Consider the following 13,909-nt stretch of genomic DNA (forward strand, 5'->3'; position numbering starts at 1 on the left):
AGCTGTTTTTAAGGCGTAACCACACGGCTACCATCAACAAGAATCTAGCGTGCTTCTGGGGAAGATACCCAGCTATAAGAGCAGCGCCAATACGGCTGATGCTGAGTTCCTAACAAGATTTTCGACATTGTTGCATTGTCTGACGCTGGAAGCGATTATCTGACGGCTTTTCGCCGACGTTCCAGACCCATAAAACCGCTTGAATAGCGCCGCGCCACGCGTTCCACACTCAAAAAAGAAGGGGGTCACAAGAGCAAATGCCTCTGGTTGAGCGAAGCGTAAATTGAGTGGGATCATCTTTGTCGTGTAGTGGCTGGATACATCGCCTGTCTGTGGGCCTCACAAACCGCTCTGCATCCGTTTCGCCAGATGGTTGCGCATGTATTTTTAGCTTATGTCTTCAGCGGTTTGGCCCAGCCGAGCAGTGATATCAAAACCACCGTTATAGATAGCACTCATCTCAAAACGTACCAAACCTGTAACCTACAACATGTTACTTAATGGGAAGCGTCACTGGATCGAAAACGCCTTTTCTAGGTTGGCAGGTTGGCGGGCATCACCACCCGTTATGACAGATGCGGAAACTTTTTTCTGTCGGCAATATACATCGCCTATGCCATCATGTTCTGGCTCCCGAAGTTAGGCCTGAGCCTAGGAAAGTGGAAATTTTTCAAGGCGACAGTACTTGAATCCGCTCGCCACTGCAGTGCAGGCGATAGGCAGTCGAACAGAGTTTGTTTTCATATTCAGTCAAAAGTATGCGACGTAATACATTTGAGAAAGAGGCATAACTGATCAGCGTTTTTCGCAAACGTTTGTTCCTGGACAAGGCGCTAGGAGAAGCCACGAGCCATTGAAATGCGATTATTGTTTTTGTGGGTTCAAGGTGCGTTTGCCGATTGGAGTTTTCCCTATTTGATGAACACTCTGACCAATGATGAAGAAAGCTGTTTTCCTGCAGCTACCGAGCTTCGCAAGAACGCCAGCAGTGGAAACCCACGAGTGCAGATGTCATCGACCGAATTGAATCAGCCTACACCTCGTAAAATGTGGGTTGTGTAATCTGCGGGAATGGAGCTGAAACCATGTCGAGCCCAAGACGCACTGTGTGAAACTTTTGGGCCAATCATCGATGGTGCGAGATTTCAATCGGCAGGTCATGCACATCTGCTTCCGAGCCGCAATGCTGAACCGCTACTTCAATCTTGGTATAACTGTCACAGATATTGTATCGTAAGCCCTCAGTGGCAGAGATACCGCGCTCACTCTTTGATTTATACAACAAAGCCTTTGTAGAGGTAGAATGGCAGGTAACGATTGAATATCTTGAATTTGAAGCGAGAATTGTTGCGCCGACAGAGACGTTGATCCGATGACAGTGATGACGGGACAGACACAACCTGATGTGTCCAGCGGTGTAGGCCAGATCATGGCTAACAGCTTTGATCGTCAATGGCAGGACTGCGGAGACGACGTACTAGCTGCCGTGGAGCGTGTTGGGGCGAGCGGATGGTATGTACTAGGCAAAGAGGGTGCCGCATTCGAAAGCGCACTGGGTGCGTGGACAGGTGTCCGCCATGTTGTCGGCGTGGCCAATGGTATGGATGCGTTGGAGATCGCGCTGCGTATTAAGGGGATCGGGCGTGGCGACAAAGTTGTGACAACAGCCCTGTCCGCCTTTCCGACTGCGCTTTCGATCCTGCGTTGTGGGGCGACGCCGGTTTATGTCGATACCGATGCGCATGGTCTGCTTGATCCGGACGCAGTCCGAACCGCCTGTGCCGAACATGGCGCGATCCGCGCCATCGTTCCTGTACACTTGTATGGGCATCTTGCCGATATGCCAGCATTGGAACGCGTGGCCGATGCCTGTGGGGCTCTGCTCTTCGAGGATGCCGCACAAGCTATCGGCGCGCGGAGGGACGATTTTGGTGTAGCGGAGAACGGGAGGATGGCGTCTCTGTCGTTTTACCCGACTAAGAATCTGGGCGTGATGGGGGATGGGGGGGCCTTGCTCGTCCATGACGACGATGCGGTCCGGATGGCCAAAGCCTTGCGTAACTACGGGCAGACAGAAAAGTATGTTCATGCTGTCTTTGGGCTGAACAGCCGCCTTGACGAACTGCACGCCGCGACGCTGACCAGCGTTTTCCTGCCCCGGCTGGAAGGGTGGATGAACCGCCGTCGCGCCATCGCCAAGCGCTATCTAGCCGGGATTACAGCGCCCGCTGTCACCTTGATGCCTGGACCGTATCCGGACGGGAGCTGTTGGCATTTGTTTCCGGTTCTGGTCACACCAGAGCGCCGCGAGGCTTTCATGGCACATCTGCGCGCGCGCGGCGTTGGTGCCGCGATTCATTACCCAATCTTGATGGCGGATCAGCAGGCATTGGATAAAATGAACATTCCTGTGCTGCGTATGCCTACGCCCATGGCGGCCCGACTGGCGGCGTCGGAAGTCTCATTACCAATCCATCCTTATCTGCGTGATGACGAGGTTGACCGGGTTATCGATGCCGTGAACGCGTGGGAGGGTTGAACCATGCTGTCGGTTGTTATCCCGGTCTACAAGAATGAGGCAAACATCCCGCACCTTCTGGAGGAGCTGACAGCGCTCTACAACAAGTCTTTCGAGACTGGCGAGCTGGAAGTCGTGTTCGTCGTCGATGGCAGCCCCGATAACTCTCTTCTGGCCCTGCGCATGGGGCTACCCAATGTAGGCTTCCGGTCGCAGCTGCTGTGCCTGTCGCGCAACTTTGGGGCTTTCGCTGCGATACGCGCCGGTCTGCAAGTCGCCAAAGGGGACTATATCGCGGTGATGGCTGCCGATTTGCAAGAGCCACCTGAACTTGTTGTGGATATGTATCGCGGTATGCAGATAGACGATATCGACGTGGCCTATGGTGCCCGTATCGCCCGCAATGATCCCTGGCAGAGCAAAGTTCTCTCCCAGGGTTTCTGGAGCATATATCGGAGGTTCGTGGCCAAGGATATTCCTGAGGGTGGCGTTGATGTCTTCGCTGTGACCGCAAAGGTACGCGATCAAATCCTGATGCTGAACGAGCGGAACAGCTCGCTTATTGTACTGCTGTTCTGGATGGGATTCAAGCGCAAGGGCTTCGAATACGAACGCCGGGCACGAGAGGTTGGGAAATCCGCTTGGACCTTCAACAAGAAATGGCGCTACATGCAAGACAGTGTCTTCAGCTTTTCTGATCTCCCTATTTCCTTTCTGATCACTATTGGCTTTTTTGGCTTCGTTCTGAGCGGCCTGCTGGCTCTTGTCGTGCTTGTCAGCTCGTTGCTGGGTAAGATCGAGGTGCCCGGCTATGCTGCCACAATTCTGGTAATCCTGTTCCTAGGCATGCTGCAGATATTCTCGCTCGGTATTCTTGGCGTGTACCTATGGCGGGTCTTTGAAAACACTAAGGGCCGCCCGCTGCACATTGTGATGTCTTCAGAAGAGTTTGGAGAAGAGTTGGATGACCAAGTTTTTTCAACATCCGCAGGCGCTGGTTGAATCAGATCAAATCGGTCAGAAAACCCGCATTTGGGCTTTTGCTCATGTTTTACCCGGTGCCTGCATCGGTGAGGATTGTAACATTTGCGACCATGTCTTTGTGGAAGGAGATGTGATTGTTGGCGACCGGGTGACAGTCAAATGCGGTGTACAGCTTTGGGATGGCACGCGCGTTGGTAACGACGTTTTCATCGGCCCCAATGTAACATTCACGAATGACCGGTTTCCACGATCCAAACAGTGGCTCGACAGTTACGAGGGCATCACGATCGAACAGGGGGCGTCTATCGGCGCCGGAGCCACCCTTTTGCCCGGGCTCCGGATCGGTCGCGGCGCAATGGTGGGAGCTGGGGCGGTGGTGACACGAGACGTGCCCCCCAACGCGTTGGTAACGGGCAATCCTGCGCGGATTGTGCGCTATATTTCCGATCAAACCGCGTCGTCAGCCTCTGTGGCAACGCAAATGGGCAAGGTTGATCTAATCCCGCGTGTGCCCCTTGACGTGCAGCCGATGATCAAGGACATGCGAGGAAACTTGACCGCCCGAGAAACTCAAAACGGTCTGCCCTTCGTGCCTGCCCGATATTTTGTCATCACTGACGTGCCCTCCAAAGAGGTCCGGGGTGAACATGCACATAAAGAGTGCCATCAATTGCTTATCTGCTTGAAGGGATCGGTAAATTGCCTGGTGGACGACAGCAAAGAACGATCTGAGGTATGTTTAAACAGTCCTGAAATGGCGCTGCACATCCCGCCAATGGTCTGGGGGACACAGTATAACTATAGTCCAGATGCGGTACTGATGGTGCTTGCTTCACATACCTACGACGCAGACGACTACATCCGCGACTATGGCACGTTCCTCAAACTCTGCCGACCCAAGTGATGGCAATTCATATGTCCCCGATCGCGGTACGCCTTGACAAAATCTTACCAATCGCAGGCTTTGCGCTTTGGGTGCTCCTATTGCCGGTGTTGCTGGTATCCTATCTGTTGTTGCCAGTTTCTCCTGATCAAGCACTGTTTGACTACATGGCTTGGGCAAAATTACAGGGTGATCCTTACTATGCAGGATTGGTCGAACAGAATTGGCCAGGCAAGATGTATCTCCACGAATGGGCTGTGCGCCTGTTTGGGGCAAAGTTCTGGACATGGCGCGCCTTCGATTTTGTATTGATGCAGGTCGCAACGATGGGCGGTGCAATCCTGCTGTGGCGTGCAGGTCTGGCTTGGGCTCCTTGGATTTTCGTTGTTTTGTACCCGTTGCTCTACGTCACCACTGGTGGGTGGTTTGCAGGCCAACGCGACATTGTGGCCGCAGGACTGCTCATTATAGCCGCCGCGCTCGTGATCGGACCGCGCCAGGCACGCGGCCGTCCAAATGCCCTTTGGAGCGCACTGCTGGCTGGGGGGCTGATTGCAGCGTCAGTGTTGGTAAGACCCACCTATCTGAGCTATCTTAGTGGCGTCATTGTTCTGGAATTCCTCAAGTTTCCAAATGAACCCGAACGACCCTTGTCGCGTAGCCTGTCACGGGTCGGGGCACTGATCATCGGGTTTGCAGCTGTTATCCTGCTAGCCGTCGGTGACACTTGGATGAATGACGCCCTCGACGACTTTTACCGCCAGACACTTCTGTTCAACATTGAGGTTTATCCAGTCTCAGAAGGGCGAGTGCGCCTGATCAGTGATCTGGTAGCATGGCTGATGCAGTCTTGGCATTGGGTTAGCCTGTGTGCCGGGTTTGGCCTGCTGGCTTGGTTCTACCGAGATGGGCTAACCCGCGCGCAGATTTTGATCATTGGGCTTGCTGCCACTGGGATTGTTTCGTTCTTGGCGCAGAACAAGGGTTTTGGCTATCATCTAGGCACTTTGCCACCTGCAACTGCTTTGTTCGTGGCCGCTGGTCTGGACGCCCTTGCGCGCTGCAGTTTTGGGGCAGGCGATCACGGGGCGTTTCCGGCAACTGCGGGCGCTGTGTTGGGGCGCTGTCATCGCCTTGTCTGCCTTGCGCTTTTTGTGGTCACGTTGGGGCTTGTGGCACTTGGGGCAAGCACGCGCGCGCTGCAAGTGGCTGGAACTTTTGGCGCGTTAAAAACAGAAAGCGCATGGTTCGAACCGCGATACGATGGATACTACAGGCCCTACTGGGTAGATGTGGAAAGAGTGGTTGCTGCCATCCGCGCTGGCAGCAACCCAGACGAGTATGTCCTGCAATGGGGGCGCTACTTCGAAATTCCTTATTTGGCCGAGCGCCGCCCAGTGTTTCGGTTCGTCTCGACCCCGGCGCTAAGTATTCTGAGCGAGCGTTTTTCCTATCACGATGAATGGCTGGACGAAATCGCTCGAGCTTTTGAACAGCGGCCACCCGTTTTTGTCGTCCTGGATGTCCGACAAGAAGAACGTATTGTGTTGGGCAATATAACACCGGCCGAACAAATCGTGGCGGACGCGGTCTCGGGTTTCAGTGAAGTGATGCGCACCCAACATCTGGTCCTTCTGGAAGCTCCGTAGTGGGAGGCCGCCTTGGATAAGCTTCTACGGCTAACGTGGTTGGTAACTAAATTTGGGCTTGTCGGAGTTTCGTCAGTCGCCATGTACTTTGCCCTTTTGGCCGTGATGCGTTCGGTGATCCAGGACATCGCACTGCTGGCCGGGGCAGCGTATCTAGGAAGTGCGGTCTGGAACTACACGCTGCAAAGCCGCTTGACTTTTAGCAGCGTACCGGGCGACCGGTGGTCGATGTTTCGCTACGTGGTGATGCACGTCATTTGTATGGCTGTGAATTCAACCATGATGTATACTCTGGTTGTCAATGTGAATGTGAACCTTTGGTTGTCTCAAAGTGTGACCACGATTTGCATCGCGTCCCTTTCATTCACGCTATCGTATCTTTGGGTGTATCGAAGTCACGAGTGAGAGAAGAGGTTAGCAGTCGGTTTACCCGGCTTCTGTATTCCACCCGGAGCACCGCCAAAACAAATCAGCGCAAAGCCTCGGGAGGAATAGCAACATGCGCCGTAGATCACTTGTCAGAACGTGCCGATCAGTGTCTTATTTTCGACGTCCCGCCTTCCATTTCATCCAAGCCAACAATGGGCGCTCCACGAACACGTAGAGCGGTATCGCAAGCACTAGGGCAAGTATGCAGAGTATAGTGATCGCACCCCCAAAACCTAAATACCCCGTTACAAACAGGCTGGGCGCTCCAACTGTGAGGATGATCATAGGAAGTTGATGTATCAGATAAAGGGCATAGGAGCTCTCACCAAGCCAGGCGATGTTGGTAAACCAAGGTCTTTCGGAAACAGCAAAAACGGCGACTAGAAGCGCGCTGCCAGGACCCATGGACACGACGTCCGGTATTCCTTGCGCGGTCAAGAGTGGGCTGGCAATCAACATCAGTCCCGCAGTCAAGCACCCCGCAGGAAACACCCACCGTCTTGTTGCCCATTGTGGTGTCTTACCAGCCCGCAACACCCAGCCGAACCAGACTCCGATCAGGAATTCAATCAGCAATGGGCTGGTCAAGTGCTTGGCAACTTCGCCCCAGGTCTCCGCTCCTAAGAGTCGTCCCAGCACAATCATTGTAGGAAAGGCAATGGTGATCAACGTAAGCGCAAGTGATCTCGGAAAGATCAATAGCCCGGCGAAAATCAGATAGAAAATCATCTCATAGGCGAGTGTCCAACCCGGCACAATGATCGACGATGCCATTCCAGGCACGAGTAGCAACGCCCCTAGGGTCTCACCGGCACCTATCCAAAACTGCCCTAGGGCAACCTTCGCAACCAGATAGGAAGCGGCGGCAATCCAGTAAATCGGATAGATTCGAATGATACGCCGCCAGAGGAAAGACCGCGCGGCATTGGGGACCCCAAATGCATCGTAAGCAGTATACGCCATAACGAGGCCGCTGATTACGAAGAAGATATGAACCCCGGCCGCACCAATATTAGACCAGGCGGCAATGGCTGAAGCGTACTGAATTTGCTCGAACGGGGCTACGTAAAGAATGGCGTTATGTACCAATACCGAGGCCGCTGCTACAAAGCGAAGAACCTGAATTGAGGCAAGCTTTTGATTTTTTTCAACCAATTCCTTTCCTCCCGTACAACCTCAACTTATCCTAAGAAAGGCGCGTAAATCTCGCCAACCCGCCTTTCCAAGTTGTACATCAGGCAATTGGCTACTCTAGAGCCTGGTCGAGTGTTTGAGAGATCTCATCCCAGTCGGCGGTAAAGTTCTCGACCGATCCGCTGGCGATCACGAATGCATAGCCCATGCCGTGCCGGTCGGTGAAGAACTTGAGAACCGATGTAACCCGATCAGGTGGTTGGATAGTAAAAAGAATAGCGTCGTTGGCCATGACGGCCATGCCATGTGCGAGCTGGCTGCCTTCCACACCGGCAATGACCTTGGCGCCAGCGCAGGCTTTGATGAGATCTTGGGTTGAGGTTTGTTCGGGTGCAAAAATTTGGAAGCCACGCTCGGTAGCGAACCGCTCTGCAATTTCGGCCTCATTGGCAAGAAGGCGGGCGTCGCCGGTTGTGCCGCGCAGCAGGAACACACCGGGATGCGGGCCGTATGTTTCGTCCTCAATCAGTTTTTCACGTACTGCTTCAACGCGGGCGCGGCGCTCAGTATTATTGGTGAAATCCTCAAACATGATGAGTTCACGAAACCGCGCACGATCAAGCCTTCGGGGCTGCATGCCCAAGCGCTGCTCATAGTCTGGCACGTGGCCGGACGGGGCTACTCTTGTTGTAAACGGTGCCCCATAGGTCTGGGCCAAAAGGTAGCGCGGACAATCGTCGCTCAACCAGTTTGCGAACCAGCGGTTGCCCCACCAGCTTTCGTACAAGACGCCACTCTCCACGTCCCTTGGCACAACGTACGCTGGCAGGCGGCGGGTTCTTTGACGCAGATGTCGGATGCCTCGAGCTGTGTAGAGCACACCATCGATAAGATCGACATCTTTCAGCAGATAGCCATAAGTCGGGGCTTGTGGTTTATCGAAGTTGCCGTTGAAGGCCTGCACGACTTCTTCATGGCTCAAGAATTCGGTTGCCCTGATCCGATCCAGCTGTCCCGGCAGAAATGTGGCTGGCCTGATATAGCTGCTTTCCTTTGGGTGAATCTGCCAACGCTCCTCGGCGACGTCAATGAGATCGTCAGCGGAAATCCCTGCGGCACGTAAGGCGGGTCTGAAAGATATCATCGGGGCCTTTCCGGGTCTGGACCCTGTCTGACTATCGGCAAATATCGCCTAGCGGTCGTGTCACATCCTGCAGCTGACCGCCTTCGACTAAAATCTCACATGGCAGGTCGTGGCTGATGAAATATACCGGGCTGGCCGTCAGCCCGTAAGCGCCGCTTGAATGGACTGCAATCAAGTCTCCTGCTTCGACCGGAGGCAGTTCAACACCGACCCCAATCTTGTCGAGTGGCGTGCAAAGCGGGCCGGCAAGGTTCACCTTGCCGGCCGGTGTTCCGCCACCGACCTTGTGCATGCGGTAGTTGCGATGAATAACCATGCCGAAATTGCCAGAAGCCGGCAAATGGTTGTTCATGCCGCCATCGCAAATCGCGATACGGGTTCCACGCGACTCTTTCACCCGGGTGACGCGGGTCAGGAAATACCCGGCCTCTCCAACCAGATACCGACCCAGTTCCAACACCAGTTCGGTGCTGCTGAACCGGGGGGTTGCCCGCAATTCATCAAGCTCGTCCACAATCCCGGCTGCAGTCGCGGGAAGATCAAGCGCTGTGTCTTTCTCGAAATAAGGGATGCCAAGCCCCGAGCCGAACACAAGCTTTTCGGGCTTCAGATCATAGCGGTCCGAAATTTCAGAGAAAATCCGCATAAATGTCCGGTAGTTCGCGCAGATCGCTTCCGAGACCAGGCACTGCGTTCCGGAATATACATGCAATCCCATGACGCGCAGATGTTTAAGTGCCAAAATCTGCGGGATCTCATCATGCATTGTTTCATAATCAATGCCGAACGCGCTGGGGCGACCAGCCATCTGGTCGCCAAAGCCTTTGGGCACCTGGTCCGGAGCGATACGGATCATAATGTCCTGCACGCGACCGGCCTCAGCAGCAATACGATTTGCTCGGATTGCCTCGTCAACAGATTCAACGATCAACTCGCCAAGCCCGGCTTCGATCGCTTCGACAAGCTCTAGATCGCGTTTGCCGGGTCCGGTAAAGCTCATTCTTTCCGGCTTCCAGCCTGACCGAACACCAAGACGCATCTCGCCGATGGCAGAAATATCCAGGTTAGCGATACGTGTCTCAAGCCAGCTTAAGAGGCCCGGATTGGGGTTGCTTTTAACAGCATAGCTAAGGGTGAAACGCGACCCGAACGCAGCGTCGATCTGGGCAATGCGCTCTTCAATATAGTCTGCAAAATAGACATAAGCAGGCGTACCAAAATCCTCGGCCGCCTGTGTCAGAATGGCATCAGCCCTTTTGATGTTGTGCATTCTAAGATGCGCCTTCGGTATATTGGATAATCCGAGCCGGTGTGTCGAAATTCTCCAGCGTTACGTCTTCAGGTCTGACCTGAATTCCGCTCTGCTCCTCAAGGAACATAATGAGATTCATCATGAGGACTGAGTCGAGCAACCCGGACGAAAAAAGTTCTGTCTCTGGCTCGATCGCGTCATCTGGCTCGATTGAAGTGATCAGATACGAGATCAAGGTGTCTTGGGTAAGTGCCATATAGAATACCAGTATACTTAGAATAACAGAACGACCGAATTGTCTAATGGAAATAGGTAATTGTCCAGTCGGATTGTGGGCTAAAACATGGCAACAGATCGACGGGGTGAAGGCAGGTCTGTTCCATCAATATCAGCTTCCCTCAGAAACACTTCTATGCACTATTTCAGGGCGCGCCAGTTTTCCGCTTGAAGTGCGTGGCATAGGATCGGTCCAGACCCGGATGACTCGGGGAATCATATAGCTTGGCATTGCCTGTCGACAATGTGTCATTAACTGATCGGTATCGAATCCATCGAGCGGTGTAACCGCGACATGCACGACCTGCCCGAGATCTACGTCATCGACGCCATAGGCGACCGCCTCCGCAACAAGGCCACTTTTGTAGACATGATCCTCGACCTCATCAGGGCTGAGGCGGATGCCGCTGGTTTTGATCATCGCATCGTTACGCCCAACGAACCATAGATCACCATCTGCATCGACCTCGACGATATCCCCGCTATAAACGACCTTTTCATCACCAATCAGTGCGCTCAGTTCAGGGCAAGGGCGGATTTTTTCCGCTGTCAGGTCCGGCTTTCCCCAATAGCCCAAACTGACGAGAGGCCCGCGGTGCACAAGCTCGCCCTTCTCACCTGGTCCGGCGATCCCCTCGCCCTCTTTGATGACATAAACCTCAGATCCTGGAATAGCTTGTCCCATCGAACCCATTTTCTTATGAAACCTGTCCGGTTCGAGATAGGTTGATCGGAACGCTTCGGTCAGCCCGTACATCAGATAAATGTCAGTGTTAGGGAAAACATCAGGCATCATTTCAAGGATATCCGGAGGGATTTTTCCCCCGGTATTAGTAACACGCCGCAGCGCGGGCAACGGTGTGGGATGTGCCGCAAGAAGGCGGATGATCTGGTTCAAAAGCGGAGGTACACCGGCGAGTCCGGTAATCTTTTGTTCAACAATAGTGCGGACGATCTCGGCAGGCATGACCACCGGCTGATGTACGATGGTGCCGCCCATCAACAGCATGGTAGTGAGCTGATTCAGGCCTGCGTCGAAATTATAGGCCAGGACGCTGATCAGGCGCTCGTCAGAGCCAAGTTTCAGATAACGCGCAACTGCCCGAGCGCCAGCAACGATGTTGCGGTGGCTTAACATCACCCCCTTTGGCTGACCGGTAGAGCCTGAAGTGTAGATGATCATTGCCAATTCTGTGTCGAGCACTCGGGCCACCGGGGCGCCGGTTTCCGACAATGTTTGCCAACTGTCGAAAGTATCAGCATCCGGCGCCTTGCCATGCACGAGAACTCGCTGGACTCGGCCCGGAAGCCCGTTATCTGCCAGCGCTCGTGCAGTACGACTATCTGTTATGATAGCGGTTGCGCCGCAGTCCTCAGCGACATAGGCAAGCTGCTCAAGGGTCCATTGGGTGTTTACATTGACAACCACCCCGCCAATCCGCACCACCGCGAGCATCGCGACCACTTCTTCGATACTCTTGCGCAAATTCACAATGACACGTTCGCCGCGCCCGATACCTTGGCATGTCAGATATTGTGCCACGACATCAATCTCAGCAGACAGAGAGGCATAGTCGATCGAGCGCCCAGCGTCCACCAATGCGATCTTGTCGGAATTGCTGTTCAAGTTATCGGCGAATAGTTCGTAAAAGGTTGTGGCCAGGGCGCTCAAAACGTCTCTCCGTCAGCTTTGTTTGCTGTTGAATTGCCACGACCTTTCTTCAGCATAGCGCTGACATTGGGGAAAATCTTGGGCGGCGGGGCCTGGACGATGGAATCTGCGGGCACATCGGTCAGTACCAGTGCGTTGGCTCCAATTCTCACCCGGTCTCCGACTACGATTGGGCCAAGCAGGGTTGCGTTCGCCCCTATGAAGACATCATCGCCAATGCGCGGTACACCACCGCTCATATTTACACCAATGGTGACATTATGCATCACGCCGCACCGGTCTCCAATGACGGCCCCTGGGTGAACGGCAAGAAAACCGGACCCGTGAATAATGTGAAAATCCTTGCCGATCTGAGTCCCTGGCTCGAGCCAGATCTTGGTAAAATTGGAAACAAAAATTTTGAAAAATCGGTATAGTTTCCAAGGCAGCCATTTCAAAATCGGATTTTTTATCCTGAGAACCCGGTTTCCCAATCGGAAAGTAATCAGAGCCAGAAACGCTGCCCCCTCACCTCTGTGACGTCTGTAGTCCTTGCATATAGTCTCAAACACCTACGCGTACTCTATATAATTGAGTGCCCGAACCAAAAAGGGTTAGGCGGTTTCAAGTATATGGTCTTCTTTTTGCGTGTTGATCAAATCGTACAACACGTTCCCCGACGAGACCAAGCCCGCGAAACTATGAGCACCAAATACTGCGCTATGCAAGCGGCTTGAGCGCAGAAAATTCAACAGTGTTTTGCCTCTGGAACGTTTGCGTCAAACTCCCACTCTACAGCGTTCTTTGGTCGTATGTGTCCTCGGTGGGCCATAGTCATGGGGTGCATCAGATCAGCTCAACCTATTTAGACTAAAGCGTCCAGCCTATAACCTGTAAAATATCCAGTAGCCTTGAATTAATTCCAGTACTTTTCGTATGAGTATAGATTACAGATTGTAGCGATTGGGCCGAACATGTCGGTGAAAGATTGTGAGTCGATGGGCTTTGAGTTTTGCGAGGGCCATCTTGATCGGGTTTAGATAGGAGTTGTAGAGTAGAGAGACTAAGAACCAGCGCACTACATTGAGCATGGCTTTGGTGCCGACGGTGTTTTTTGTGGGTGGTCAGGTTTCCAATATGACAACGGTTTCTGGGACCATCCAAGATGCCTTGCGTCACCCGATGCGCGATCATCGCATTTGTCACAAGCCCAGCAATGAATGTCTGTGTGCCCACGACCCGCGTGCTGATCCCATTGCCAACCAATCCCTGCAGGCGCGTCAGGTTTGTTTTGATGAAGATTCAGTAGATGAATACGATAAGATCAAGCTGGACTGACGCCGTCGAGCCCAATCGTTGCGCTGTTTGGCTACTTTGTTGCAACAGAGTTCCGTGGCCACCAGCGTTTTTTGTAAGTGTAACCTAGCTTGCGTAAGAACTGCCAGATGGCGTCAGGATGCGCCTGCATTCCGGCTGCATCAAAAGATCCGAAGGCAACTCGGGCATCACAATGTCACGGTCCTGCGCAATGACTTCCGCTAAAAACCCTTGGTGTAGGTCCGGCTTCCCCCTGTTTGTTGGGCAATCCTGTCGCGCAGCGCGAGCGGCTCTTGTCTGCCAGATCATCAGGCCTCTTAACCCATCTTCAACCAACTTCTTAAACCGTGCCTGCAGCGCTTCTGGAAAAGGCGCGGGAATGATCCACCCTCCCAAACAGGATTCATCCTGTTAGCCTCCTGAGAAATCCTTATGCTTCAGGTTTTGCGTCGAACGCTCCAGTAAAAATAGTCCCATTTAAACCTTTCGGGCATAAACCTTTTACGTGTCGTGGTCTTTCGGAAAGTAAGGTTGGGTGTGTGACATCTGCTCTTCCGTAAACCAGAGTAGACTATTCATTATGCACCTCCTAATATCAGGAGCGTGGCTCACTTGGCCGAGATTTTGGCAAATAATACTGGATCTATATTTTAGAAACCATGCAATTTTAGC

At 53.3% G+C, this 13,909-nt stretch carries 12 protein-coding genes and 2 pseudogenes; 8 read left to right on the top strand and 6 right to left on the bottom strand.

Annotation, left to right across the window (positions count from 1 at the left end; all coding sequences use genetic code 11):
• Window positions 1–460: 460 nt before the first annotated feature.
• From J7394_RS23215 to J7394_RS21435, 7 genes and pseudogenes are all read left to right on the top strand, one after another.
• Window positions 461–639: pseudogene (locus J7394_RS23215) on the top strand (IS5/IS1182 family transposase); the annotation flags it as partial.
• A 451-nt stretch (window positions 640–1,090) separates the two neighbouring features.
• Window positions 1,091–1,237: pseudogene (locus J7394_RS23220) on the top strand (IS5/IS1182 family transposase); the annotation flags it as partial.
• A gap of 144 nt (window positions 1,238–1,381) precedes the next feature.
• Window positions 1,382–2,539: a DegT/DnrJ/EryC1/StrS aminotransferase family protein gene (locus tag J7394_RS21415; protein ID WP_209256005.1), complete on the top strand. Its 1,158-nt coding sequence runs from the start codon at window positions 1,382–1,384 to the stop codon at window positions 2,537–2,539.
• Window positions 2,540–2,542: 3 nt separating this feature from the next.
• Window positions 2,543–3,520, top strand: a complete 978-nt coding sequence (locus J7394_RS21420; protein WP_209256006.1) for a glycosyltransferase family 2 protein — start codon at window positions 2,543–2,545, stop codon at window positions 3,518–3,520.
• Window positions 3,483–4,406 (top strand): WxcM-like domain-containing protein, encoded by a 924-nt coding sequence (locus J7394_RS23050; RefSeq protein ID WP_209256007.1) that lies wholly within the window; start codon window positions 3,483–3,485, stop codon window positions 4,404–4,406. The genes J7394_RS21420 and J7394_RS23050 overlap by 38 nt, the downstream gene beginning before the upstream one ends.
• A gap of 146 nt (window positions 4,407–4,552) precedes the next feature.
• Window positions 4,553–6,034: a hypothetical protein gene (locus tag J7394_RS21430; protein ID WP_209256008.1), complete on the top strand. Its 1,482-nt coding sequence runs from the start codon at window positions 4,553–4,555 to the stop codon at window positions 6,032–6,034.
• A 12-nt stretch (window positions 6,035–6,046) separates the two neighbouring features.
• Entirely contained in the window at window positions 6,047–6,439 is a 393-nt protein-coding gene (locus tag J7394_RS21435; protein WP_209256009.1) for a GtrA family protein, read from the top strand.
• Window positions 6,440–6,574: 135 nt separating this feature from the next.
• On the opposite strand, the gene J7394_RS21440 is transcribed toward J7394_RS21435, so the two are convergent.
• The 6 genes from J7394_RS21440 to J7394_RS21465 form a co-directional block, all read right to left on the bottom strand.
• A complete protein-coding gene (locus tag J7394_RS21440; protein WP_209256010.1) occupies window positions 6,575–7,618 on the bottom strand; it encodes an acyltransferase in 1,044 nt (347 codons plus the stop codon).
• A 91-nt stretch (window positions 7,619–7,709) separates the two neighbouring features.
• Window positions 7,710–8,741 carry a glycosyltransferase 61 family protein gene (locus J7394_RS21445; protein WP_209256011.1) on the bottom strand — a complete coding sequence of 344 codons (1,032 nt, stop codon included), beginning with the start codon at window positions 8,739–8,741 and terminating at the stop codon, window positions 7,710–7,712.
• A gap of 31 nt (window positions 8,742–8,772) precedes the next feature.
• Window positions 8,773–10,011 carry a type III PLP-dependent enzyme gene (locus J7394_RS21450; protein ID WP_209256012.1) on the bottom strand — a complete coding sequence of 413 codons (1,239 nt, stop codon included), beginning with the start codon at window positions 10,009–10,011 and terminating at the stop codon, window positions 8,773–8,775.
• 1 nt (window position 10,012) lies between these two features.
• Window positions 10,013–10,249 carry an acyl carrier protein gene (locus tag J7394_RS21455; RefSeq protein WP_209256013.1) on the bottom strand — a complete coding sequence of 79 codons (237 nt, stop codon included), beginning with the start codon at window positions 10,247–10,249 and terminating at the stop codon, window positions 10,013–10,015.
• A 132-nt stretch (window positions 10,250–10,381) separates the two neighbouring features.
• Entirely contained in the window at window positions 10,382–11,941 is a 1,560-nt protein-coding gene (locus J7394_RS21460; protein WP_209256014.1) for an AMP-binding protein, read from the bottom strand.
• The gene (locus tag J7394_RS21465) at window positions 11,938–12,378 is read right to left on the bottom strand and encodes a serine O-acetyltransferase (protein WP_209256015.1); all 441 of its coding nucleotides are present in this window, start codon (window positions 12,376–12,378) and stop codon (window positions 11,938–11,940) included. The genes J7394_RS21460 and J7394_RS21465 overlap by 4 nt, the downstream gene beginning before the upstream one ends.
• A 625-nt stretch (window positions 12,379–13,003) precedes the next feature.
• On the opposite strand from J7394_RS21465, the gene J7394_RS21470 reads away from it, so the two are divergent.
• Window positions 13,004–13,258 (top strand): hypothetical protein, encoded by a 255-nt coding sequence (locus J7394_RS21470; RefSeq protein ID WP_209256016.1) that lies wholly within the window; start codon window positions 13,004–13,006, stop codon window positions 13,256–13,258.
• Window positions 13,259–13,909: the final 651 nt, after the last annotated feature.

This window comes from Ruegeria sp. R13_0, assembly GCF_017743995.1.
Lineage (GTDB): Bacteria > Pseudomonadota > Alphaproteobacteria > Rhodobacterales > Rhodobacteraceae > Ruegeria.

Coding starts and splice junctions, on each gene's coding strand:
- J7394_RS21415 (WP_209256005.1), top strand. CDS start 1,382: ATGACGGGACAGACACAACCTGATGTGTCCAGCGGTGTAGGCCAGATC.
- J7394_RS21420 (WP_209256006.1), top strand. CDS start 2,543: ATGCTGTCGGTTGTTATCCCGGTCTACAAGAATGAGGCAAACATCCCG.
- J7394_RS23050 (WP_209256007.1), top strand. CDS start 3,483: ATGACCAAGTTTTTTCAACATCCGCAGGCGCTGGTTGAATCAGATCAA.
- J7394_RS21430 (WP_209256008.1), top strand. CDS start 4,553: ATGGCTTGGGCAAAATTACAGGGTGATCCTTACTATGCAGGATTGGTC.
- J7394_RS21445 (WP_209256011.1), bottom strand. CDS start 8,741: ATGATATCTTTCAGACCCGCCTTACGTGCCGCAGGGATTTCCGCTGAC.
- J7394_RS21450 (WP_209256012.1), bottom strand. CDS start 10,011: ATGCACAACATCAAAAGGGCTGATGCCATTCTGACACAGGCGGCCGAG.
- J7394_RS21455 (WP_209256013.1), bottom strand. CDS start 10,249: ATGGCACTTACCCAAGACACCTTGATCTCGTATCTGATCACTTCAATC.